This is a genomic window from uncultured Tateyamaria sp. (assembly GCF_947487805.1).
Lineage (GTDB): Bacteria > Pseudomonadota > Alphaproteobacteria > Rhodobacterales > Rhodobacteraceae > Tateyamaria.
Map to the genome: position 1 here is coordinate 49,960 of NZ_CANKXW010000010.1, position 20,588 is coordinate 70,547.

The window sequence follows — 20,588 nt, forward strand, 5'->3', positions numbered from 1 at the left end:
CCCAAGGAGCCGCCCCATGCCCGAGACCGTTCTGTTGTTCCAGATGCTGGCCGTGCTGGCCGTGATCGGCGCCTTTGCGGGCGTGCTGGCCGGGCTGCTGGGGGTCGGGGGCGGCATCGTGCTGGTACCTGCGTTTTTCTATGCATTCCAGACCCTTGGCTATGACGGGCCCGAGTTGATGCAGATGTGTCTCGCGACCTCGCTGGCCACGATCATCGTGACCTCGGTGCGTTCGGTGCTGAGCCATAACAAGAAAGGCGCCGTCGACTGGGATATCCTGCGCACATGGGCGCCGGGGATCGTGCTGGGCGCAGTGCTGGGCATGCTGGTGGTGGCCGGGCTGCGGTCGGTTACGCTTCAGGTGATCTTTGGCGTTCTGGCCCTGATTGTCGGGGTCTACATGAGCTTTGGCAAGGCCGACTGGCGGGTCGCGGATGCGATGCCGCGCGGGCCTTTGCGCCTCGTGCTGTCGCCGCTCTTGGGGTTCATGTCGGTGCTCATGGGCATCGGCGGAGGCAGCTTTGGCGTGCCGGTGATGACGCTCTTCAACACGCCCATCCACCGCGCGGTGGCCACGGCCGCCGGGTTCGGCGTGCTGATCGCGGTGCCTGCGGTGATCGGGTTCCTGATGGTGGACCTGACAATGACCGTGCCGCCGCTGACCATCGGCGCGGTCAACCTCGTGGCCTTTGCCGTGGTGATCGCGATGACGCTGATCACGACCCCCTACGGCGTGCGGCTGGCCCATGCGATGGATGCCAAACCGCTCAAGCGCGCCTTCGGCGTGTTCCTCGTGCTGGTCGCGCTGAACATGCTGCGCAAGGCGCTCTGGGGATGATAGGTGCGGACGGCTTTGTCGTCTTTGACGCCGATCCCCGCGTGACCGCCTGGGCCGACGCCGCCGCCCGCGCTGCAGGGCGCATCACCACTGACCCAGAGATCGCCGCCCGCAATCTGCGCCATGGCGACACGTGGTTCGTGGGGGTCGATGCCCTGCCCAACACGCCCGACGGGTCCGTCCTCGGCGTGCCCCTTGCAGGCCCGTGGGACGGGGGGGTGCCGGTCCTGCCGCTGCACCCGGCACAGCTGTCGGTGATCTATCCCGGCTATCCGCGCCGCGATGCGGACCAGTCCGAGGCCAACCACCGCTACCGGCTCGACCGCTGCGCCGCCCATGTGGATGGCCTTTTGCCCGAAGGGCCGCAGCGCCGACGCTTTGCACGCGAGTGCCACGCCTATATTCTCGGAATTCCGCTGGATGATGCAGGCGACGCGCCAACGGTCATATGGCCCGGCAGCCACCACATCATGAAGGCGGCCTTTGCTCGCGCCATAGGGGACCGCGCACCCGGCGACGTGGACCTCACCGACGCCTACCACGCGGCGCGCCGCACCGTGTTTGACACCTGCGATCCGGTCGCCATCACCGCGGCCAAGGGGCAGTCCTTCCTGATCCACCGCCACGCTCTGCACGGCACGGCACCGTGGTCCGGCACGGGCACCAAGCCGCGCGCCATCGCGTTTTTCCGACCCGAATACCCTGATCCGATGGACTGGCTTGCCTCTAGCGCTTGAGCCGCGCGCTGCGCCCACCGCGCCGTCCCTTGGGGGCAGGGCTGCGGTTGGGCAGGTCGTCCATGATGGCGCGCCGCGCCTCCGGGCTCATCCGGCTCCAGCCGCCGATCTCGTCGATGGACCGTGCACAGCCCGTGCACAGTCGCGTTTCGGGATGGATCACGCAGATCTGCACGCAGGGGCTTTCGATCTCGTTGCGCTTCCACACCAGACTGTCGGGGACGGGGTTGCTCATGACTGCCTCTTTATCACTGCCAGCCTGTCCAGCAGTCCCTGCAAGATATAGCCCGCCGCCACATGATCAATGACCTCGGCGCGACGTTTGCGTGTCGTATCCGCCTCAAGCAGCGCTTTTTCCGCCGCCACCGTGGACAGGCGTTCGTCCCAGAAGGTGATCGGCCCATCCCACAGCTTGGCAAAGTTGCGGGCAAAGGCGCGGGTCGACTGGCATCGCGGCCCTTCGGAGCCGTCCATGTTGCGCGGCAGGCCGAGAACCAGCCCGCCAACGCGGCGTTCGGCCAGTAGCGTCTGAAGCCGCGCGGCATCCACGCCGAATTTCTTGCGCCGCACCGTTTCCAGCGGCGTGGCCACGGACCAGAACGTGTCGGACACGGCCACGCCGATGGTCTTATCGCCCAGGTCAAGACCCATCAGCGCCTGCATTGGGGGCAGGGCGGCTGCGAATTCCGCGGTGTCATCGGTGATCATTGCAGGCCCACACGGTCGGCGGCGCGGTTCAGCATGTCCATGGCGCGCGGATCGGTGCCGAACACCTCCCGCGCGTTGGCAAAGATGGCGGCGGCCTGATCCATCTGGCCCAGCACACCCAGCGCGCTGATCAGCTGCGCCCAGTCCTCGGCCGGACCGCCCTCGGTCGCCAAACGGTCGCTGAGGCCGGCAACCATGCCCTGGATCATCTCCAGCCGTTCTGCCGGGGACATCGCTTCTGCTGCCTCGATATCGGCGGCCGATGGCCCGCGCCCGGTGCCGATCACGGGCCGCGCCCAGTTGACGCCCGCGCGCATCGCCATGTCCTCGATCTGCGCGTCAATTGCGCCAATCCACGGCGCATCTGCAGGTCCCTCGCGCAACAGCTGATCCCAAACCCGCAGGGCCGTATCGGGCCGCCCGGTCTGGGCCATCATCAGCCCGAAATAATAACGCGCAGGCCCGTCCGCAGGGTCCAGCGCCAGCGTCCGCTCCAGCATCCGTTCGGCCTCGGGCGACACATACCCGCCCGCCGCAAGGATCAGCAGATCGGCATATTCCGAAAAATCCTCCGCATCGGCGTCATCGCCGATCAGGGCAATCTCGCGCGATTTGGCGTCGTGGGCGGCGGCGAAATTGCCCAGCCGCGCCTCGGCTTGGCTGAGCAGCGCAAACCCCTGAACGTCTTCGGGGCGGGTCTGGACCGCGTTGCGCAACTGCTCCACCAGGGCGACATAGTCCGGCGGCACATCAGCGGGGGCCGGCGTATCGGGCACAGTCGCCTCGGCTGTGGCCTGATCGGGCCGGTCCGTGCGCAGGATCTGCGCGGCCTCGATCCGGTCGGCCAGCGCCAGATCGCCATAGCCGGGCGCGCCCAGCTGTAAATAGATTGCATAGGTCCCGCCGATCAGCGCCAGCGCGGTCACGCCCGCCACTACCGCACCGGCCTTGCCGGACCGGTCCGTGGCCTCTTCGCGCTGCAACGCCGCGTCGGCGGCCAGAATGCGGCGCGACACCTCGGTACGTGCGCGCTCCGCGTCCGCCTCCGACACGACACCGCGCGCCAAATCCCGGTCCACTTCCTTGAGTTGATCGCGATACACATCCAGATCATAGGCCGCAGGCGGACGATCCGAAACCTGACCCGCCACCAGCGCCCGCGCCAGCGTGGCCACCACCACGAGGGTCAAAACACCGGTGACAATCCAAAACAGCATGTGCCGCGTATCCTCTACGTTCCCCGCCCATGTAACGGCTGTGACGCATCAGCAAAAGGGCAAAGCCTGCCCACTGCGGCGCAGTCACGCAGACGTGCGGCGGGGCGGTGTCGCAAAACCGTCAAAAAGTGCCGCCAGCGCGGGCATTTTTCTTTGCGCCAAAGGTCATTAAACAGAAGTCTGCTGCCCGTCGATTCCAGTGCCCGGAGGCGCCGCCATGAAACGTTACTCTGCCTTTGCCATCGCGCGCGAAGCTGCCCGTTACCACACCGGTTGGGAACGGGCCTGGCGCGCGCCGGAACCACGGGCGAAATACGATGTGATCATCATCGGGGCAGGGGGGCATGGCCTCGCCACCGCCTACCATCTGGGCAAGAATTTCGGCATCACCAACGTTGCCATCCTCGAAAAGGGCTGGCTGGGCGGCGGCAACACGGGCCGCAACACGACGATCATCCGCTCGAACTACCTTCAGGACCCGTCGGCGGCGATTTACGAAAAATCCCGCAGCCTTTACGAGACGATGAGCCAGGACCTGAACTACAACGTCATGTTCTCGCCCCGCGGCGTCATCATGCTGGCCCAGACCCACCACGAGGTGCGCGGCTATCAGCGCACAGCCCACGCCAACGCGTTGCAGGGGGTCAAAACCGAATTCATCGGCCCCGACAAGGTCAAGGAACTGGTTCCGATCATCAATATCGACGGCCCCCGCTATCCGGTGCTGGGCGGCCTCTGGCAGGCACGCGGCGGCACGGCGCGCCACGATGCGGTGGCCTGGGGCTATGCGCGGGCCTGTTCGGACATGGGCATGGACGTCATCCAGAAATGCGAAGTCACCGGCATCCGCCGTGAGGGTGGTCGCGTCGTGGGCGTCGACACGTCCAAGGGCGCCATCGACTGTGACAAGCTGGGCATCGTCGTGGCCGGGCATTCAGGCGACGTGGCGGGTATGGCAGGCTTCCGCCTGCCCATCGAATCCGTGGCGCTTCAGGCGCTGGTGTCCGAGCCGATCAAACCCTGCATGGATGTCGTGGTCATGGCCAACACGGTCCACGGCTACATGTCCCAGTCCGACAAGGGCGAGATGGTGATCGGCGGCGGCACCGACGGCTACAATAACTATACCCAGCGCGGGTCCTTCCACCATATCGAGGAAACCGTGCGCGCGCTCAACGAAACCTTTCCCATGATCAGCCGGCTCAAGATGCTGCGCCAATGGGGCGGCATCGTGGATGTAACAGGGGACCGCTCGCCCATCCTGTCCAAAACACCCGTGGACGGCGTGTTCATCAACTGCGGCTGGGGCACCGGCGGGTTCAAGGCGATCCCCGGATCAGGCTGGGCCATGGCCGAACTGATGGCCAAGGGGCATTCGCCGCTTACCGACGAATTCTCGCTCGACCGGTTCCGCGCGGGCAAGTTCATCGACGAAAGCGTTGCCGCAGGGGTGGCGCATTGATGCGCGCCCTGCTGCACTCACCTGTGAATGGAGTGGTCCTCGACGCGGATCCGCTCGCGGTCCGCCTCGGTCTGACGTGCGTCACGCGCCGTTTCTTCCACAAGCGCACCGCGCCCGGTGCGGCGTTCCCGAATGGCCAGAACCACGCCGACAATGGCAAATGCCAGAACGATCAGGCCCAGCCACTCCATTCAGTGGGTCTTCTTACCTTCACCGGCGGCACTGCCAAAGGCGATCAGGTTGCTGACGTCAATCTCGCGCCCTCCACGGGCGGCCTTGCGCCGGGCCGCGGCGCGCTGTTCGCGCACAAACATGATCAACGCAATCGCGATGATCGTGCCAAAGACCAGAACGGCGCCCATTTCCTTGCTCATGGCTCTCTCCTGTCAACTCACGTTGACACTGCCACATCCGTAAGGGCGCGGTCACGCAAATTCGCAAAACCGGCGGGACGTGGCCGGATGACACCCCGGCAAATGGCCGGGTTCAGCCCGTTTTCGCACGGACACGCCCGCCCCGTTGCGCCCCGCGCCACAGCTGACCAGATGGAGGCCCACACAACGGAGGCTATCCCATGTCAGACTATCCCAACCCGAACCTGCACCGTGGTGACGGCGTGTCGGGCCGCGGCCTGCTCATCGCCTTTGGCGTCATTGTCGCGATCATCGCGATCCTGGCCCTTGTCGGCACCAGCAGCGTGCCCGACGGCGGCACCGTCAGCCAGGACGCCATCGCACCTGCGACGGAACCCCTGGTCGTGCCAACCGAATAACACCACACCATCCACATTCCGGACCGCATCGGGCGGGCGTCTCACGGCGCCCGCCTTTCGCGTGTCCGCCCCGCTGACCGGAGTGTTGCCATGCTGATCCTGACCTGCCCCTGCTGCGGCGTGACCGGCGAAGAGACCGAATTCCACGCCGGTGGCGAAGCCCACCTGAAACGGTTCGGCCCCGGTTCGACCGATGACGACTTTGAAAGCTATCTGTTCATGCGCGAGAACCCCAAGGGCGTTCATTTCGAACGCTGGCGCCACGTCTATGGCTGCGGCAAGTGGTTCCACGCCGCCCGCTGCACGATGACGTTGGAGGTGTTCGGCACCTATCCCGCCCAGACGTTGGCCCCACCGCAAGAACTGTGCGACGCGATCTCCGCCAAGCGCCCCGGCTGGTCCTGGAGGGCATTCTCGTGATCCACCCTTTCGTCTCTCCATTCCGCGCCACAGTTCAGGGGGCCCTGACATGAGCACAAGACTAGCCACAGGTGGCCGCCGTCTGAACCGCGACGCTGGCGTCCGGTTCTCTTTCAACGGGCAAAGCCTCAAGGGGGTCGAGGGCGACACACTCGCCTCGGCGCTCCTGGCCAATGACCAGATGCTCGTAGGCCGGTCCTTCAAGTACCACCGCCCGCGCGGCATCGTCGCCGCAGGCCCCGAGGAGCCCAACGCGCTGGTCAACCTCGGCCAGGACGCCGCGTTCGAACCCAACCAGCGCGCCACCACGACCGAGCTTTTCGACGGGCTGACCGCCACCAGCCAGAACCACTGGCCCAGCCTCGAATTCGACGTGGGCGCGATCAATGCGAAACTGTCGCGTTTCATGCCCGCGGGCTTCTACTACAAGATGTTCATCCACCCGCGCCCCTTGTGGAAACATGTCTACGAGCCATTCATCCGGCAGGCCGCGGGCCTCGGTAAGGCGCCCAAGGGCCGCGATGGCGACACCTACGAACATTTCTATGCCCATTGCGATGTGCTGGTCGTGGGCGGTGGCATCGCGGGCCTGACCGCGGCCAAGGCCGCCGCTGACAGCGGCGCGCGCGTGCTGATTGTGGAACAGACCGCCCATTGGGGCGGACGTGCGCCGGTGGATGGCGGCACCGTGGACGGGTTGCCTGTGGATAAGGTAGTGGACGATCTCGTGTCCGCGCTGCGTGACATGGACAATGTCACGATGCGGTTACGCATGATGGGCGCAGGCGTGTACGACCACGGCTATGTGCTGGGTTACGAACGGCTGACCGACCATGCGCCGGATCTGGACGGGCCGCGCCACCGGCTCTGGCGCATCCGCGCAGGCCACACGATCACCGCGACGGGCGCGATCGAACGGCCTCTCAGCTTTGCGGGCAATGACGTGCCGGGCGTGATGCTGGCGGGGGCGGTGCGCGACTACGTTGTCGACTACGGCGTCAGCGTGGGCGACCGCACGGTCGTGGTCACCAACAATGACGACGCATATCGCACCGCAATCGCTTTGAACGCCGCAGGATTGTCGGTTCCGGTCATTCTCGACGCGCGGGTGCCGTCGGTGGACAGCCCCCTGATGGCGCAGGCCAAGGCCGCGGGCATCCGGGTGATGATGGGCCACGGCGTGGCCAAGGTGCTGGGCGGCAAGCGCGTCACCGGTGTCGCTGTCTGTGCCCAGGCGGGCGAGGGCGCGGTGCTCGAAGAAATTGCCTGCGACGCGGTGGCGATGTCGGGCGGCTGGTCGCCCGTGGTGCACCTGTGGTCGCATTGCGGGGGCAAACTTGTCTGGGACACGCAATTCGCCATGTTCCGCCCGGATGTGGACAAATCCCCCCTGGGCGCCGATGGCGCGCCGTTCGTCAGTGCTGCGGGTGCGGCCAACGGCCACTTCGGGCTGGCCGAAATTCTGGGCGACGCCCACGCGATGGGGCAGGGGGCAGCACGGCGCACGGGCCACACCCCCGCCAAATCCGCAGCCCCCGCAGGCGACAGCATCGAAGAGGCCCCGATGCTGCCCGTCTGGCTGATGCCCCAGGGCGCGTCGCGCGCGCTCCGCTCCAAGGCGTGGCTCGACTACCAGAACGACGTGAAGGTGTCGGACGTGCAACTGGCCGCGCAGGAAGGGTTCGAATCCGTCGAACACGCCAAGCGCTACACCACGCTGGGCATGGCCACGGATCAGGGCAAGCTGAGCAATATCAATGGCCTCGCGATCCTGTCGGACGCGCTGAACCAGCCGATCCCGCAGACCGGCACGACCACGTTCCGCCCGCCCTATACACCGATCTCCATGGGGGCCATCGGTGGCGAGGCGCGCGGCGACGTGTTCCAGCCGATCCGCCGCACGCCCATGCACAACTGGCACGACCAGAACGGCGCTGACTGGGAACCGGTGGGCCAGTGGCGGCGACCATACGCCTATGTACGCGCCGGCGAGAGCACCCATGACGCGGTGATGCGCGAAACCCGCAATGTGCGCGAAAACCTCGGGCTGCTCGATGCCTCCACGCTGGGCAAGCTGGTGGTCAAGGGGCCGGACGCGGGCAAGTTTCTGGACATGCTTTACACCAACATGATGAGCACGCTGAAACCCGGCAAATGCCGCTACGGGCTGATGTGCGACGAAAACGGGTTCCTGATCGACGACGGCGTCGTCGCGCGCATCGATGACCAGACATTCCTGTGCCACACCACCACCGGCGGTGCCGAACGGATCCACGGCCATATGGAAGAATGGCTGCAAACCGAATGGTGGGACTGGCAGGTCTATGTGGCCAATGTCACAGAACAATATGCCCAGGTGGCCGTGGTCGGCCCTAATGCCCGCAAGGCGCTCGAGGCGCTGGGCGGCATGGATGTGTCCCGCGAGGGGCTGGGTTTCATGGAATGGGCCGATGGCACGCTTGGCGGGTTCGACGTGCGCGCCTACCGGATCTCCTTCTCGGGCGAGCTGAGCTATGAGATCGCCGTGCGCGCCAGCGAAGGGCAGGCGTTCTGGGATGCGCTAATGGCGGTCGGGGCCGATCTGGGCGTCATGCCCTACGGGACCGAAGCGCTGCACATCCTGCGCGCGGAAAAAGGGTTCATCATGATCGGTGACGAAACCGATGGCACGGTGATCCCGCAGGATCTGGGCCTGCACTGGGCGCTGTCCAAGAAAAAGGACGATTATCTGGGCAAGCGCGCGCATCTGCGCAGCCACATGGCCGATCCCGAACGCTGGAAACTCGTGGGGCTCGAGACGCTGGACGGATCGACGCTGCCCGATGGCGCCTATGCCGTGGCCCAAGGCACCAACGCCAACGGCCAGCGCAACATGCAGGGACGGGTGACCTCCAGCTACCATTCGCCCAACCTGAACAAGGGCATCGCCATGGGCCTCGTGCTGCACGGGCCGGACCGCATGGGCGAGGTGATCGATTTCCCGGGCACTGACGGCACCGTCTACAAGGCCCGGATCGTCAGCCCGGTATTCTATGACCCGGACGGGGAGAAGCAGAATGTCTAATGCCGTGACCGCCCTGAACGGGGCCGAAGCCCGCGACGGGATCGCTACCATCACCGAAGTCGCTTTGCAGGGCATGATCACCCTGCGCGGCGATCTGGCCTCCAAACCGGTGGCCAAGGCTGTCAAGGCCGCCGCTGGCGTGGCCGTGCCCAAACCCGGCACCGCCGCCGTGGTGGGGGACAGTGGCGTCTGCTGGATGTCGCCTGACGAGCTGTTGATCCTGTGCCCCTATGACACCGTGGCCGAAACGGTCGCGCAGATGAACGACACGCTGGCGGGTGTCCACGCACTGGTGGCCGACGTGTCGGACGCCCGCGCATCCTTCCGCGTCGCAGGCCCCGCCGCCCGCGAGGTCATGGCCAAGCTCGCGCCCGTCGACCTGCACCCGGACGCCTTTGCGCCCGGCATGTTCCGCCGTACGCGCATGGCGCAGGTGCCCGCGGCCTTCTGGATGCCCGACACCGACAGCTTTCAGATCGTGTGTTTCCGCAGCCAGGCGCAATACATGTTCGACCTCCTGAAAGTGGCCGCACAAAAAGGCAGCGGCGTCTCGGTTTTCCAGTAGAAACCGCGGCTGCCGCCCTTGGGTTTCCGAGCGCTGATGCTAAATAGTGTCAGGTACGCGTCAAAAGGGAATTCCATGAAAAAGTCATTTGCAACTCTGGCCGCCCTCGCAGCCCTGTCGACACCTGCGCTGGCCCTCGACTATGTCTGTCAGGTGCGCGACACCGGCAACGGGTTCATCTCGCCCGTGCTTGCCCTGCAATTCGAACCGGGCGCTGCTACCGGTGCGGTCTTTGACATCTATATCAACGAGGTCCACGGCGCGCCGATCCAGGCCAAGATCAAGGATCGCGGCAATGGCAAATACCGGTTCACCTACCGTGTGAACAACATCCCCGCACGTCCGCGCCCTGCGCGCATCGGCTACCGGATCGAACTGGATACGGTCAAGAATACCGTGGTGGTGCGCGGATCCATGCCGGGGGTCACCAATTCGTTCAACGGCAACGGCACCTGCCAGCAAGGCGTGCTGCCGCGCAGCTAGGCCGCGTTTTGCGCAGATCGCGCTTGATCTTGCCGTGATCCGCACAATCTGTCAGTCACACGCATGTAATACGAACCGAAGGGGGCCCACACATGGCTTTTGAACTTCCCGATCTTCCCTATGCCCACGATGCACTGGCGTCCAAGGGCATGTCCGCAGAAACGCTGGAATACCACCACGACCTGCATCACAACGCCTATGTCACCAACGGCAACAAGGCGATCGAGGGCACCGAATGGGCGGGCAAATCCCTCGAAGAGATCATCGTGGGCACCTATGATGCAAACGCTGTGGCGCAGAACGGCATCTTCAACAACATCAGCCAGCTGTGGAACCACAACCAGTTCTGGGAAATGATGGGCCCCGGCGACGCGGGCATGCCCGGCGAGCTGGAAAAGGCACTGACCGAAAGCTTTGGGTCGGTCGACAAGTTCAAGGACGCGTTTTCTGCCGCAGGGGCCGGTCAGTTCGGCTCCGGCTGGGCGTGGCTGGTCAAGGACAGCGACGGCAGCCTCAAGGTGACCAAGACTGAAAACGGCGTGAACCCGCTCTGCTTTGGTCAAACCGCGCTGCTGGGCTGTGATGTGTGGGAACACTCCTACTACATCGATTTCCGCAACAAGCGTCCCGCCTACCTGACCAACTTCCTCGACAACCTGGTCAATTGGGAAAACGTCGCCAGCCGCATGTGAGCAGCTGCTAACATCCTGATTTCAAATGACATGAGGTCTGTCCCCGCGGGGACAGACCTTTTTCATACCAGAAGATCCAGCGCCTGATCCGCCGTCTCGGCAACGGTGAAATATTCCAGCAGCGACGCATCGGCAAATCCCTGATCGACCACGTGCTGCATCAAGGCCAGCAGCGGATCCCAGTAGCCGTTGATGTTGATCACCACGACCGGCTTGTCATGCAGGCCCAGCTGCCGCCAGGTCAGGACCTCGAAAATCTCGTCCAGCGATCCCGCGCCGCCGGGCAACAGCACAACCGCATCGCAGTTCATGAACATGACCTTCTTGCGCTCGTGCATGGTTTCGGTGACCACGTACCGGGTCAGGTCGGTCTTGCCGACTTCCCAGTCGACCAGATGTTTGGGGATGACACCGAACGTATCCCCGCCTGCGGCTTGCGTGGCCCGTGCCACGGCACCCATCAGGCCCACATCCCCGGCCCCGTAAACCAGCCGCCAACCGCGGCCCGCAATCCCGCGCCCAAGGGCCAGCGCATCAGTCTCATAGGAGGGGTCAACACCGGTGCGCGACCCGCAAAAGACACAGACAGACAGTGGGGCCATGGCAACAGTTCCTGTATGAGCGCGTGAAAGTGAAGGCTTTGTGACAGCAGTGTTTTGACCGTTGTTATGCGCCCTGCTATGCAAGCGCAACGAAAGCGGGCTGTTTTGGGGCGCGGAAAGGCTGCAAATGTCGAAGTTGACGGCACTTTTTGGAACGAATGCGGGCGTGATGGCCGTCGGGGGCGCGGTGGTTGCCGTCGCTGTTGGCGCGGGCGTCTATATCAGTTCGCAAGACACAGGCCCGGTGGCCAAGGCGCCGGTGGTCGAGGCGGCGCTGACGCCAGAGCCGACGCCAGAGGTTGAAGCGGCGGCACCCGAACCCGAAGTGGCCGAGGCCGCGCCGCCTTCCATCGACGAGGTGCGGCTGGAACCCGACGGGCTGACCATTATCGCAGGCCGCGCGGCACCGGGCAGCGAAGTGTCCGTGTTGCTGGACGGGGCCAAGAACACATCCGTGACGACCGATCCCGGCGGCAGCTTTGCCGCGATCACCATCCTGCCGCCCAGCGCAAAGGCGCAGGTGCTGACCGTGGTGCAGCGCGTCGGCATCGATGAGATTGCGTCCGATGACGAGGTGATCCTCGCCCCCCAAGCGACACCGGCGCCCGTCGTTGTGGCCGAGACGGCCCCCGAAGCGGAAGCGGCCCCCGAAGCGGAGGTGGCGGCTGCGGATCCGGTCGAGCCGGTCTCTGACTCCGATGTGGTCGAGGCCGCCCCCGCGCCGCAAGTTGACGTGGAAATCGCCAGCCTGCCCGAGATTGACGACACCCCCGCGCCCAGCGTCCTGCAACCGCAGGCTACGGCGCAGCCCGAGGCTCCGGTGACCGAAACCCCCGCAACCGAGACCGCCGAAGCGACCGAAGCCCCCGTCGTGGCCCCGGTTGTCTCTGACGACATCGCCGCCGTGACCGAAGATACACAACCGGTGGTCGACATTACGCCCGCGCCCGTCGAGGACACCGCAGAGGTCGCGGAGGTGGCGCCCGTGGCCGAACCCGCAGACCCGGCACCCGCCGTTGTCGCCGAACAGGTACCCGCCCCTTCGGCCCAGGAAACCGTCGCCGCCGTGGACGCCCCCGACACGCAAGAGGCCGAGCTGCCTGCGCCGGTGACGGTCCTGAAATCCACCGCCGAAGGCGTGCAGGTGCTCAGCAATGCGCGCCCCGAGGCGCTGGACAATATCGAACTGGACACCATCAGCTATTCCAACGAGGGCGAGGTCCAACTGGCAGGCCGGGCACAATCCGAGGCCGAGGTGGTGCGCGTCTATGTGGACAACCGCCCCGTTGCGGACCTGAGCGTGGCCGAGGATGGCGGCTGGCGCGGCGATCTGCCTGACATCGACACCGGCACCTACACCCTGCGCGTGGACGAGCTGAACCAGGAGGGCGAGGTGACAAGCCGCGTGGAAACGCCTTTCCGTCGCGAGGACCCCGAGGTGCTGGCCGCGATCGACGATCCGGACGCACCCGCCACCCAGATCACCGTCCAGACCGGCAACACCCTGTGGGGCATCGCGCGCGAACGCTATGGCGAGGGGCGGCTTTTCGTGCAGGTGTTCGAGGCCAATCAGGAACGCATCCGCAATCCCGATCTGATCTTTCCCGGCCAGGTCTTTGCCCTGCCGAATTGAGGCGGGCACTGGCAACCGGCGCATTGCTGGCCTAAGTAGAACGCTCTGACTTTTGGGGACGTTCATTCATGCCATCTGACACCACGGCGGCGGCCAAACCCGCCGACCCAGGCACGCCACAACCAGATCCGGGCCACATCAGCAGCGAGGCAGAGCGGGCGTCAGGCTGGCGCACAGTCCGCAAGGTCGCGCCCTACCTGTGGCCCGAGGACAAACCATGGGTCAAGAAACGGGTCATCCTGGCGCTTCTGGCGCTGATCCTGTCCAAGGCCGTGTCGGTCTATACCCCCATCATCTACCGCGATGCGGTCGACGTGCTGGCAGGCGACGGGGTCTCCGCGCTGGCGCTGGGGGCCATCGGGCTGACCATCGCCTATGGCATGGCGCGCCTGATGAATGTGGGCTTTCAACAGCTGCGCGATGCGATCTTTGCCAAGGTGGCGCAGCGGGCGCTGCGGATGCTGGCGCTGGAGACGTTTGAGCACATCCACCGCCTGTCGATGCGCTATCACATCACGCGCAAGACCGGCGGCCTCAGCCGGATCATCGAGCGCGGGGTCAAGGGGGTCGAATTCCTGCTGCGGTTCCTGCTGTTTTCCATCGGGCCGCTGATCCTCGAACTGCTGCTGATCGGGATCGTGCTGACGATCCTGTTTGACGCCTGGTACCTGCTGATCGTGTCGGTCACCATCGGGCTCTATGTCTGGTTCACCTTTGCGGTGACCGAATGGCGGGTCAAACTGCGCAAGGTGATGAATGATCAGGATACCGACGCCAACCAGAAGGCCATCGACAGCCTTCTGAACTTTGAGACGGTCAAGTATTTCGGTGCCGAGCGTCGGGAGGCGTCGCGTTATGACGCGGCGATGGAAGGCTACGAGGCGGCGGCGCTCAAGACCAGCTATTCGCTGGCCTTCCTGAACTTTGGCCAGTCGGTGATCATCACCGCCGGTCTGGTGGGCGTCATGGTGCTGGCCGCCGTGGGCGTGCAGAACGGCACGCTGACCGTGGGCGATTTCGTAATGGTCAACGCCTACATGATCCAGATCACCATGCCGCTGAACTTTCTCGGCACCGTCTATCGCGAGATCCGGCAGGCCCTTGTGGACATGGGCGAGATGTTCGATCTGCTGGAACAACCGGCAGAGGTTAAGGACGCACCCGACGCCAAGCCCCTCGACGTAAAGGGCGGTCGGATCGAACTGGATGACGTGCACTTTGGCTATGACCCGGCGCGGCCCATCCTCAAGGGCGTGTCGGTGGTGGCCGAGCCTGGCCAGCAGGTGGCCATTGTCGGCTCGACCGGGTCGGGCAAGTCGACCATCGGGCGGCTCTTGTTCCGGTTCTATGACGTGGGCGGCGGCGCGTTGCGCATCGACGGGCAGGACGTGCGTGACGTCACACAGGAAAGCCTGCACGCCGCCATCGGCGTGGTGCCGCAGGACACGGTGCTGTTCAACGACACGATCCGCTACAACATCGCCTATGGGCGCGACAACGCCACCCGCGCCGATATCGAGGCGGCGGCAAGGGCGGCGCAGATCCACGACTTTATCATGGCGCTGCCGCAGGGCTACGACACGGCGGTGGGCGAACGGGGGCTCAAGCTCTCTGGCGGGGAAAAGCAGCGGGTGGGCATCGCACGCACCCTGCTCAAGAACCCGCCCATCCTGCTGCTGGACGAGGCGACAAGCGCGCTGGACACCGAGACGGAGCAGGACATCAAGGAGGCGCTGAATGCGGCCGGGCAGGGGCGTACGGTTCTGACCATCGCGCACCGTCTGAGCACGATTGCAGAGGCCGACCGGATCGTGGTGCTGGAGCAGGGTGTGATCGTCGAAACCGGCACCCATGACGAGTTGCTGGCGGCCGAAGGGCGCTATGCCCAGCTGTGGCAGCGCCAGCAGGCCGACGAGGCCTAGGCAGAACGGGGCGGGCGTACCCGCCCCTGTTCGTTTATTCCGCCGCCTTGAGCGGTGCGCCAGGGAAGGGCAGCTCGCGCTGTGCGGTTTCCACAACCGGGTCGTCGTCGAAATCCCAGATCAGTTCCTGCGACTTCAGCTTGCCGGTCTGGCGCGCCAGCGACCAGTCGCGCGACGCGGCACTGGCCCGGCCCAGCGACAGTTTCGCCAAAAGCTGGCTGAGCCACTGTGCATAGGTCACGATCCACACCCGCATCGCCAGCATCGACGGCGTCACCATCAGTGTCAGCACGGTGGCAATGCCCAAGCCAAAGACCACCGCCGTGGCCAGCTGTTTCCACCAGAGGGCGGTGGGGCTGTCGACGGTATAGCCGCCGTCGCCGAAATCGAGGCTGAGCCCGAACATCATCGGCGCCAGACCCGCCATCGTGGTGATCGTGGTCAGCAGGACGGGACGGATCCGGTCCTGTGCCGTGCGAATGATCGCCTCGATCCGCGGCATATAGCGTTCGTATTCCTGGTAGGTGTCGATCAGAACGATGTTGTTGTTCACCACGATCCCGGCAAGGGCCACGATGCCCGTCCCCGTCATGATGATCGAAAACGCCTGATCCATGACCAGCATCCCGATCAGCACCCCGGCGGTGGACAGGACCACGGCCCCCAGCACCAGAAGCGCGTTATAGACCGAGTTGAACTGCGCCAGCAGGATGATGAACATCAGCCCAAGCGCGCCCAGGAACGCCTGACCGAGGAAGGCACCGGATTCCGCCTGATCCTCCTGATCGCCCGTCCATTCCCATTCCAGACCGACCGCAAAGGGGCTGTCGTCCAGCCACTTGGTCAGTTCTGCAATCCGCTCATTCGGGTTGACCGGGGCCATGCGCAGATCGCCCGCATCCAAGGCGGCCTGCAAGTCCAGCGACGCATCGACATCACCGCGCGCGAGCACCGCATAGGTGGTGCCCTCCTCGTCGGTCACGCTGCCCGCCGCAGAGGGGCGCAGGGTGGCCGCGATGGTCTCGACCTCTGTTCCGTCCACGGAAACGGTGCGTACGAGCTTTTGCAGCCCGTCATAGACATCCGCCTTGACGTCAAAATACCGCTTTTGCCCGATGCGGTTGATCTGGGCCAGTTCGGCCACGGGCGTCCGGGTGATGAAGTTCGCCAGCGGCACCAGCCCGTCGCCGGTGCGCACCTTGAGCGTGTCGAGCGTCGACAACACGCGGTCTTCTTCGGGCAGGCGCACGCGGATCTCGATCTCTTCGTCCGAGGTGTCGACGCGCATCGTGTCCAGAAGCAGCCCGCGCGTCACCAGCTGGACCATTGCCCCGACGGTGGCCACATCCGCGCCATAGCGCCCGGCCTTTTCGACATCCACGTCGATCTGCCAGTCGATGCCGGGCAGGGGGCGCGTGTCCTCGATCCGGACAAGGCCGGGGGTCGCGTCGAATTGCTGACGGGCGGCGGAGGCCGCGGCGATCAGGTCCTGCCAGTTGTCGCCCTTGATGCGCAGGTGCACGGGCTTGGCCGAGGCAGGGCCCTGCGCCAGTTCCAGCACCTCGGCGCGCACGCCGGGGATCTCCGACAGCTGATCCGTCAACTCGTCCAGAACCACCTTGCCGTCAAAGGCGTGATCCTTGATCTCGCGCATGACGGTGTAGTTGATGACCGGGATCGTGAACCACGCCTCTTCGGTGTTGGGCCGGTCCTCCCACGGGATGGTTTCAAGCTGGATCTGCCCGATCGTGTCGCGCGGCGACGCGGCCCCCCCGGTGTTGGAGTTCAGCCCACCGGCACCAGCAAAGGCAAAGGCGCTCTTGATGCCGGGATGATCGTTCACGATGTCCTCGGCCTGCGCCAGGATCGCGTCCTTTTCATCAAGCGACAGGTTGCCCCGCGCCAGCACATAGACCAGCGCCTGTTCCGGTTCGGTCTCGACAAAGAATTCGACACCACGGTTGTTGTTGATGAAGAAGATGAGCGTCGTGCCGACAAAGACGAACACGGCCCCCACCATCACCAGCGGCATGATAGGGTTACCGACAATGCCCTGGATCACATAGCCAAAGAACGACCGCTGGTAGCCGGCGTGCACCTTGCGCTGACGCTGACCGAAGACCTTGCGGTTGATCCAGCCGGCGGCCAGGCCAAAGCGTACGAACATGGCCAGGACGGCAAATATCAACAGGAATGCGCCCGTCAGGGCGAGGCCGACCAGTGCCAGCATGCCGATGGCGCGGCCGAATACGGACAGGAAGGTGGGCAGGACAGACCCCCAGATGTCTTGCTGATCCATCTGGGCAAAGGCGGCTGTGACACCGGCCTGCAATGGGGCCATGGCAATCAGGCTTGCCATCAGCAGCACCGACACCGGCACCAGTAACAGATGCGCCAGGAACGGCAGCCGCGCGATCCGCGTGGCTTGCTTACCGATGCCGCCGATAACGCGCCCAAGCACCCCGCCCATTACGGGCAGGTAGATCAGCGCCACGATCAGCGATGCCGACAGAACAAAGATCAGGGTAACGGGCAGCATGCCCATGAACTCACCCGGCACGCCGGGCCAGAACAGCATCGGCAGGAAGGCACAGAGTGTCGTGGCGGTCGAGGATACGACCGGCCAGAACATGCGCTTGGCCGCCTCGACATAGGACTGCATCGGGCCGACGCCCGCCTGTTGCCGCTTGTCGGCGTATTCCACCACGACGATGGCCCCGTCGACGAGCATGCCCACCGACAGGATCAGGCCGAACATCACAATGTTGGAAATCGAGATGCCCATGATCGCCAGCAGCACGAAACACAGCAGGAACGACGTCGGGATCGCAAAGCCCACCAGCGCCGACGCACGCGGCCCGAGGAAGGTCAGCGACACCAACATCACCAGCGCGATGGCGGTCAGGACCGACCCTTCGAGCTGGCCCACCATGGAGGCGACTTCGCGGCTTTGGTCGTTCGAGGTGCCGACATTCACCGCCGCCTGCAACCCTTCGGGCCACTCGTCCGCCTTCTCCGCCACCAGTTCCTTGACCAGTGTGGCGGTGTCGATGAGGTTGAACCCTTTTCGCTTGACCACCTGGAGCGCCACCGTGTCCTCGCCGTTGAAACGGGCGGTGGAAAGGCGGTCTTCGAAGGTGAGGTTGATCTGGGCCAGATCGCCCAGCGTGATCACCCGGTCGCCATTTGTCTTGACCGGCAAGTTGTAGATGTCCTGTACCTCGTCAAAGGACGAGGGGATCTTGACCGCAAAGGCCCCTTGTTCGGTTTCGATCTCACCGGCGGCGATCAGCTGGTTGTTGTTCTGCACCACGGTGATCAGCTCGCCCGCAGTGACGTTGTAGGCCTCGAGCCGAAGCGGATCGATGATCACTTCGACCATCTCGTCGCGGCTGCCGACGATGCTGGCCTCGAGCACGGCGTCCAGCGCCTCGAGGTTGTCCTGCAAGTCCTTGGCCACGCGGGTGATCGTGCGTTCGGGCACCGGGCCGGTCAGGTTGACGATGATGATCGGGAATTCGGAAAAGTTGAATTCGTCCAGCGTGTATTGTTCAAACCCCGCAGGGAAATTCGCCTGTGCGCTGTCCATCGCGTCGCGCACATCGGCCATGACTTGCGTCTTGTTCCAGCCGAATTCGAACTCCAGCACCACGTTGGCATAGCCTTCGGCGGCGGTGGCCGTCATCTTGTTGAGCCCGTCGAGATCGGCCAGCTCCGTCTCCATCGGTTTGACCAGAAGCGTTTCGCTGTCCGCCGCCGAGATGCCGGGGAAGGGCAGCGAGATGATCAGCGTGGGGATCTCGATGTCCGGCTCACCCTCCTTGGGCAGGCTGATATAGGCCACCGTGCCCACGGTCAGGGACAGTACGATAAAGGCCAGAACCATCCGCGCGCGCGACGCGGCCCAGTCGACGATACCGGTCATTGGGTTTGCTCCTGAAAGGTTGGGGCGACCTTGACGCCCGCGGTGACGTATTCCTGTCCGACAACGATCACATCGACCTGATCGGGCAGGCCGGTCAGCCACACGCCCTGCGTCGTGTCACGCAGCACCGTCACAGGCGCAAATTCCACGATGCTGTCCTCGGTGAGGATGCGCAGGCCAAGGCGGCCTTCTTCGTTCAGGGTCAGGGCCGAGGGCGGCAACAGGTGCGCCTGTGCGCCCGCCGACGAAATCAGGATCTCGGCGGTCTGGCCGTCGCGGATCGCCAGATCGTCATTGGGCACTTCCAGTTCGACCCGGAAGGTGCGGGTGGTGGGATCGGCCGAACGGCTGAGGAAATCGACGGTGCCCGACACGGTCTGGTCCCCGGCGGCAAGCCGTGCCTGTGCCATGGCACCCACCGACACGCGGTTCACCTCAGTTTCGGGCACAAAGGCCACCAGCTTGATCGGGTTCAGCTGGATCACCGTCGCGCAGAGCGATCCGGGTTGCAGCAGGCTGCCCAGCTCGGCGGTGTCGCTTTCCAGCGTGCCCCCGAAAGGCGCGCGGATCTGGAGCCGCTCCAGCTCCTTTTCCGCCGTCGCAATCGAGGCCGTGGCACTTTCGATACGGGCATCCGCAGATTGCAGACCGGCCGTCGCCGCAGAGACACTAGCGCGGGCCGCTTCCAGCGACGCCTCGGCGGCGGCGACAGCAGCATCGGCGTTCTTGACCCGTGTTTCCGCGGCAAAACCGCCCTCGCTCAGGCGGCGGGCGGCGTTCTGGTTGACGAGGGCCTCGTCGATGCGGGCCTGCGCCTCGATCACGCGGGCCTGCGCTTCGGGCACGCGGCTTTGGGATTCGGATTTGCCCGCGATGGCTTCGGCCAGGTTCGCGCGCGCCTCTGCGAGGGCCGAGTTGCGTGTGCCGGGATCCAGTTCGCAGAGCAACTGACCGGTTTCGATAAACGCGCCCTTGCGCAGCGGCGCGGACACCACGGTCGAAGATGTCTCTGCCCGCACATCGACTTGCCGCATCGCTTGCGTCTGGCCGCGCAGGATCACGGCGCTGTCCACCTGCTGGGCCTGGCTCTTGCGCGCCAGCACGCGGATCAGGGCGTCCGGATCCTCGAACGCATCCTCTGCGGGGTCTTCGGCCTCGGCTGCCGCTTGTGTGTCCGTGTCGGTCTGTTCCGTCGCGGGTGGGCCGGACAAGTCCGCCAGAAAGGCATTCACCATATCCCGCTGCAGTACCCACATGCCCAACGCAACCGCGAAGACAATGGCCAAAATCAACGATACAAACCGCATCTCTTATTCTTCCTTGATGGACTTCTTTATCACACGCACTGGTTGGCGTTCGGGTGTATATAGGAAGCCTTACGTCTAAACTAACCAGTTCAGATTACATTTTTTGAGACTTTTTCGCAATGACGCCCAATTGACGCAGGCAGGGGCCTGTGCGGCGGGCCTTGGCTTGGCCGCTTTGGCAGGATAAGACAAGCGCGAAAACAAGGGTGAGGCGGGTGAAACCTGCCGCAATTTCCAGGGG

General features: G+C 64.8%; 19 protein-coding genes. 11 read left to right on the plus strand and 8 right to left on the minus strand.

Annotated elements, in window-relative coordinates:
- The first annotated feature begins 16 nt into the window (after positions 1-16).
- Complete coding sequence (locus Q0949_RS19050) at positions 17-838, plus strand: sulfite exporter TauE/SafE family protein (protein WP_299376198.1); 822 nt, start codon at positions 17-19, stop codon at positions 836-838.
- Positions 835-1,575, plus strand: a complete 741-nt coding sequence (locus tag Q0949_RS19055) for a hypothetical protein (RefSeq protein WP_299376201.1) — start codon at positions 835-837, stop codon at positions 1,573-1,575. Before Q0949_RS19050 ends, Q0949_RS19055 begins: the two co-directional genes overlap by 4 nt.
- Here the strand turns inward: Q0949_RS19055 and Q0949_RS19060 are convergent.
- Genes Q0949_RS19060 through ccmI form a run of 3 tightly spaced genes read right to left on the minus strand, consistent with a single transcriptional unit; the run spans position 1,565 to position 3,500 of the window.
- Positions 1,565-1,810 (minus strand): DUF1289 domain-containing protein, encoded by a 246-nt coding sequence (locus tag Q0949_RS19060; protein ID WP_299376203.1) that lies wholly within the window; start codon positions 1,808-1,810, stop codon positions 1,565-1,567. The genes Q0949_RS19055 and Q0949_RS19060 overlap by 11 nt on opposite strands.
- Positions 1,807-2,283 carry a Holliday junction resolvase RuvX gene (gene ruvX, locus Q0949_RS19065; RefSeq protein WP_299376205.1) on the minus strand — a complete coding sequence of 159 codons (477 nt, stop codon included), beginning with the start codon at positions 2,281-2,283 and terminating at the stop codon, positions 1,807-1,809. The genes Q0949_RS19060 and ruvX overlap by 4 nt, the downstream gene beginning before the upstream one ends.
- Positions 2,280-3,500, minus strand: a complete 1,221-nt coding sequence (ccmI, locus tag Q0949_RS19070) for a c-type cytochrome biogenesis protein CcmI (RefSeq protein WP_299376207.1) — start codon at positions 3,498-3,500, stop codon at positions 2,280-2,282. The genes ruvX and ccmI overlap by 4 nt, the downstream gene beginning before the upstream one ends.
- A gap of 217 nt (positions 3,501-3,717) precedes the next feature.
- Here ccmI and Q0949_RS19075 point away from each other — a divergent pair, with 217 nt between their 5' ends.
- On the plus strand, positions 3,718-4,962 hold the full coding sequence (locus tag Q0949_RS19075) for a sarcosine oxidase subunit beta family protein (RefSeq protein WP_299376209.1): 1,245 nt from the start codon (positions 3,718-3,720) through the stop codon (positions 4,960-4,962).
- Between the two features lie 17 nt (positions 4,963-4,979).
- On the opposite strand, the gene Q0949_RS19080 is transcribed toward Q0949_RS19075, so the two are convergent.
- The gene (locus Q0949_RS19080; protein ID WP_299376212.1) at positions 4,980-5,153 is read right to left on the minus strand and encodes a hypothetical protein; all 174 of its coding nucleotides are present in this window, start codon (positions 5,151-5,153) and stop codon (positions 4,980-4,982) included.
- Complete coding sequence (locus Q0949_RS19085) at positions 5,154-5,336, minus strand: hypothetical protein (RefSeq protein ID WP_299144803.1); 183 nt, start codon at positions 5,334-5,336, stop codon at positions 5,154-5,156.
- 200 nt (positions 5,337-5,536) lie between these two features.
- Between Q0949_RS19085 and Q0949_RS19090 the strand changes: the two genes are divergently transcribed.
- From Q0949_RS19090 to Q0949_RS19115, 6 genes are all read left to right on the plus strand, one after another.
- Positions 5,537-5,734, plus strand: coding sequence for a hypothetical protein (locus Q0949_RS19090; protein ID WP_299376214.1), 198 nt, complete (start codon positions 5,537-5,539; stop codon positions 5,732-5,734).
- 90 nt (positions 5,735-5,824) lie between these two features.
- The gene (locus Q0949_RS19095; RefSeq protein WP_299376217.1) at positions 5,825-6,154 is read left to right on the plus strand and encodes a sarcosine oxidase subunit delta; all 330 of its coding nucleotides are present in this window, start codon (positions 5,825-5,827) and stop codon (positions 6,152-6,154) included.
- Positions 6,155-6,203: 49 nt separating this feature from the next.
- Positions 6,204-9,218: a sarcosine oxidase subunit alpha family protein gene (locus tag Q0949_RS19100; RefSeq protein ID WP_299376220.1), complete on the plus strand. Its 3,015-nt coding sequence runs from the start codon at positions 6,204-6,206 to the stop codon at positions 9,216-9,218.
- A complete protein-coding gene (locus Q0949_RS19105; RefSeq protein ID WP_299376223.1) occupies positions 9,211-9,783 on the plus strand; it encodes a sarcosine oxidase subunit gamma family protein in 573 nt (190 codons plus the stop codon). Before Q0949_RS19100 ends, Q0949_RS19105 begins: the two co-directional genes overlap by 8 nt.
- Before the next feature lie 75 nt (positions 9,784-9,858).
- A complete protein-coding gene (locus tag Q0949_RS19110; protein WP_299376226.1) occupies positions 9,859-10,266 on the plus strand; it encodes a hypothetical protein in 408 nt (135 codons plus the stop codon).
- A gap of 92 nt (positions 10,267-10,358) precedes the next feature.
- Positions 10,359-10,958 carry a superoxide dismutase gene (locus Q0949_RS19115; protein ID WP_299376228.1) on the plus strand — a complete coding sequence of 200 codons (600 nt, stop codon included), beginning with the start codon at positions 10,359-10,361 and terminating at the stop codon, positions 10,956-10,958.
- Between the two features lie 62 nt (positions 10,959-11,020).
- Here Q0949_RS19115 and Q0949_RS19120 read toward each other — a convergent pair whose 3' ends face one another.
- On the minus strand, positions 11,021-11,560 hold the full coding sequence (locus Q0949_RS19120; protein ID WP_299376229.1) for a TIGR00730 family Rossman fold protein: 540 nt from the start codon (positions 11,558-11,560) through the stop codon (positions 11,021-11,023).
- Positions 11,561-11,687: 127 nt separating this feature from the next.
- Between Q0949_RS19120 and Q0949_RS19125 the strand changes: the two genes are divergently transcribed.
- Together Q0949_RS19125 and Q0949_RS19130 are read left to right on the plus strand one after the other, a co-directional pair.
- Positions 11,688-13,193, plus strand: coding sequence for a LysM peptidoglycan-binding domain-containing protein (locus Q0949_RS19125; RefSeq protein ID WP_299376232.1), 1,506 nt, complete (start codon positions 11,688-11,690; stop codon positions 13,191-13,193).
- A 68-nt stretch (positions 13,194-13,261) separates the two neighbouring features.
- A complete protein-coding gene (locus Q0949_RS19130) occupies positions 13,262-15,115 on the plus strand; it encodes an ABC transporter ATP-binding protein/permease (RefSeq protein WP_299376235.1) in 1,854 nt (617 codons plus the stop codon).
- A gap of 34 nt (positions 15,116-15,149) precedes the next feature.
- On the opposite strand, the gene Q0949_RS19135 is transcribed toward Q0949_RS19130, so the two are convergent.
- Both Q0949_RS19135 and Q0949_RS19140 read right to left on the minus strand, forming a co-directional pair.
- Positions 15,150-19,040 (minus strand): efflux RND transporter permease subunit, encoded by a 3,891-nt coding sequence (locus tag Q0949_RS19135; protein WP_299376238.1) that lies wholly within the window; start codon positions 19,038-19,040, stop codon positions 15,150-15,152.
- The gene (locus Q0949_RS19140) at positions 19,037-20,347 is read right to left on the minus strand and encodes an efflux RND transporter periplasmic adaptor subunit (RefSeq protein WP_299376241.1); all 1,311 of its coding nucleotides are present in this window, start codon (positions 20,345-20,347) and stop codon (positions 19,037-19,039) included. The genes Q0949_RS19135 and Q0949_RS19140 overlap by 4 nt, the downstream gene beginning before the upstream one ends.
- Positions 20,348-20,588 lie beyond the last annotated feature (241 nt).

Coding starts and splice junctions, on each gene's coding strand:
- Q0949_RS19050 (WP_299376198.1), top strand. CDS start 17: ATGCCCGAGACCGTTCTGTTGTTCCAGATGCTGGCCGTGCTGGCCGTG.
- Q0949_RS19055 (WP_299376201.1), top strand. CDS start 835: ATGATAGGTGCGGACGGCTTTGTCGTCTTTGACGCCGATCCCCGCGTG.
- Q0949_RS19060 (WP_299376203.1), bottom strand. CDS start 1,810: ATGAGCAACCCCGTCCCCGACAGTCTGGTGTGGAAGCGCAACGAGATC.
- ruvX (WP_299376205.1), bottom strand. CDS start 2,283: ATGATCACCGATGACACCGCGGAATTCGCAGCCGCCCTGCCCCCAATG.
- ccmI (WP_299376207.1), bottom strand. CDS start 3,500: ATGCTGTTTTGGATTGTCACCGGTGTTTTGACCCTCGTGGTGGTGGCC.
- Q0949_RS19075 (WP_299376209.1), top strand. CDS start 3,718: ATGAAACGTTACTCTGCCTTTGCCATCGCGCGCGAAGCTGCCCGTTAC.
- Q0949_RS19080 (WP_299376212.1), bottom strand. CDS start 5,153: ATGGAGTGGCTGGGCCTGATCGTTCTGGCATTTGCCATTGTCGGCGTG.
- Q0949_RS19085 (WP_299144803.1), bottom strand. CDS start 5,336: ATGAGCAAGGAAATGGGCGCCGTTCTGGTCTTTGGCACGATCATCGCG.
- Q0949_RS19090 (WP_299376214.1), top strand. CDS start 5,537: ATGTCAGACTATCCCAACCCGAACCTGCACCGTGGTGACGGCGTGTCG.
- Q0949_RS19095 (WP_299376217.1), top strand. CDS start 5,825: ATGCTGATCCTGACCTGCCCCTGCTGCGGCGTGACCGGCGAAGAGACC.
- Q0949_RS19100 (WP_299376220.1), top strand. CDS start 6,204: ATGAGCACAAGACTAGCCACAGGTGGCCGCCGTCTGAACCGCGACGCT.
- Q0949_RS19105 (WP_299376223.1), top strand. CDS start 9,211: ATGTCTAATGCCGTGACCGCCCTGAACGGGGCCGAAGCCCGCGACGGG.
- Q0949_RS19110 (WP_299376226.1), top strand. CDS start 9,859: ATGAAAAAGTCATTTGCAACTCTGGCCGCCCTCGCAGCCCTGTCGACA.
- Q0949_RS19115 (WP_299376228.1), top strand. CDS start 10,359: ATGGCTTTTGAACTTCCCGATCTTCCCTATGCCCACGATGCACTGGCG.
- Q0949_RS19120 (WP_299376229.1), bottom strand. CDS start 11,560: ATGGCCCCACTGTCTGTCTGTGTCTTTTGCGGGTCGCGCACCGGTGTT.
- Q0949_RS19125 (WP_299376232.1), top strand. CDS start 11,688: ATGTCGAAGTTGACGGCACTTTTTGGAACGAATGCGGGCGTGATGGCC.
- Q0949_RS19130 (WP_299376235.1), top strand. CDS start 13,262: ATGCCATCTGACACCACGGCGGCGGCCAAACCCGCCGACCCAGGCACG.
- Q0949_RS19135 (WP_299376238.1), bottom strand. CDS start 19,040: ATGACCGGTATCGTCGACTGGGCCGCGTCGCGCGCGCGGATGGTTCTG.
- Q0949_RS19140 (WP_299376241.1), bottom strand. CDS start 20,347: ATGCGGTTTGTATCGTTGATTTTGGCCATTGTCTTCGCGGTTGCGTTG.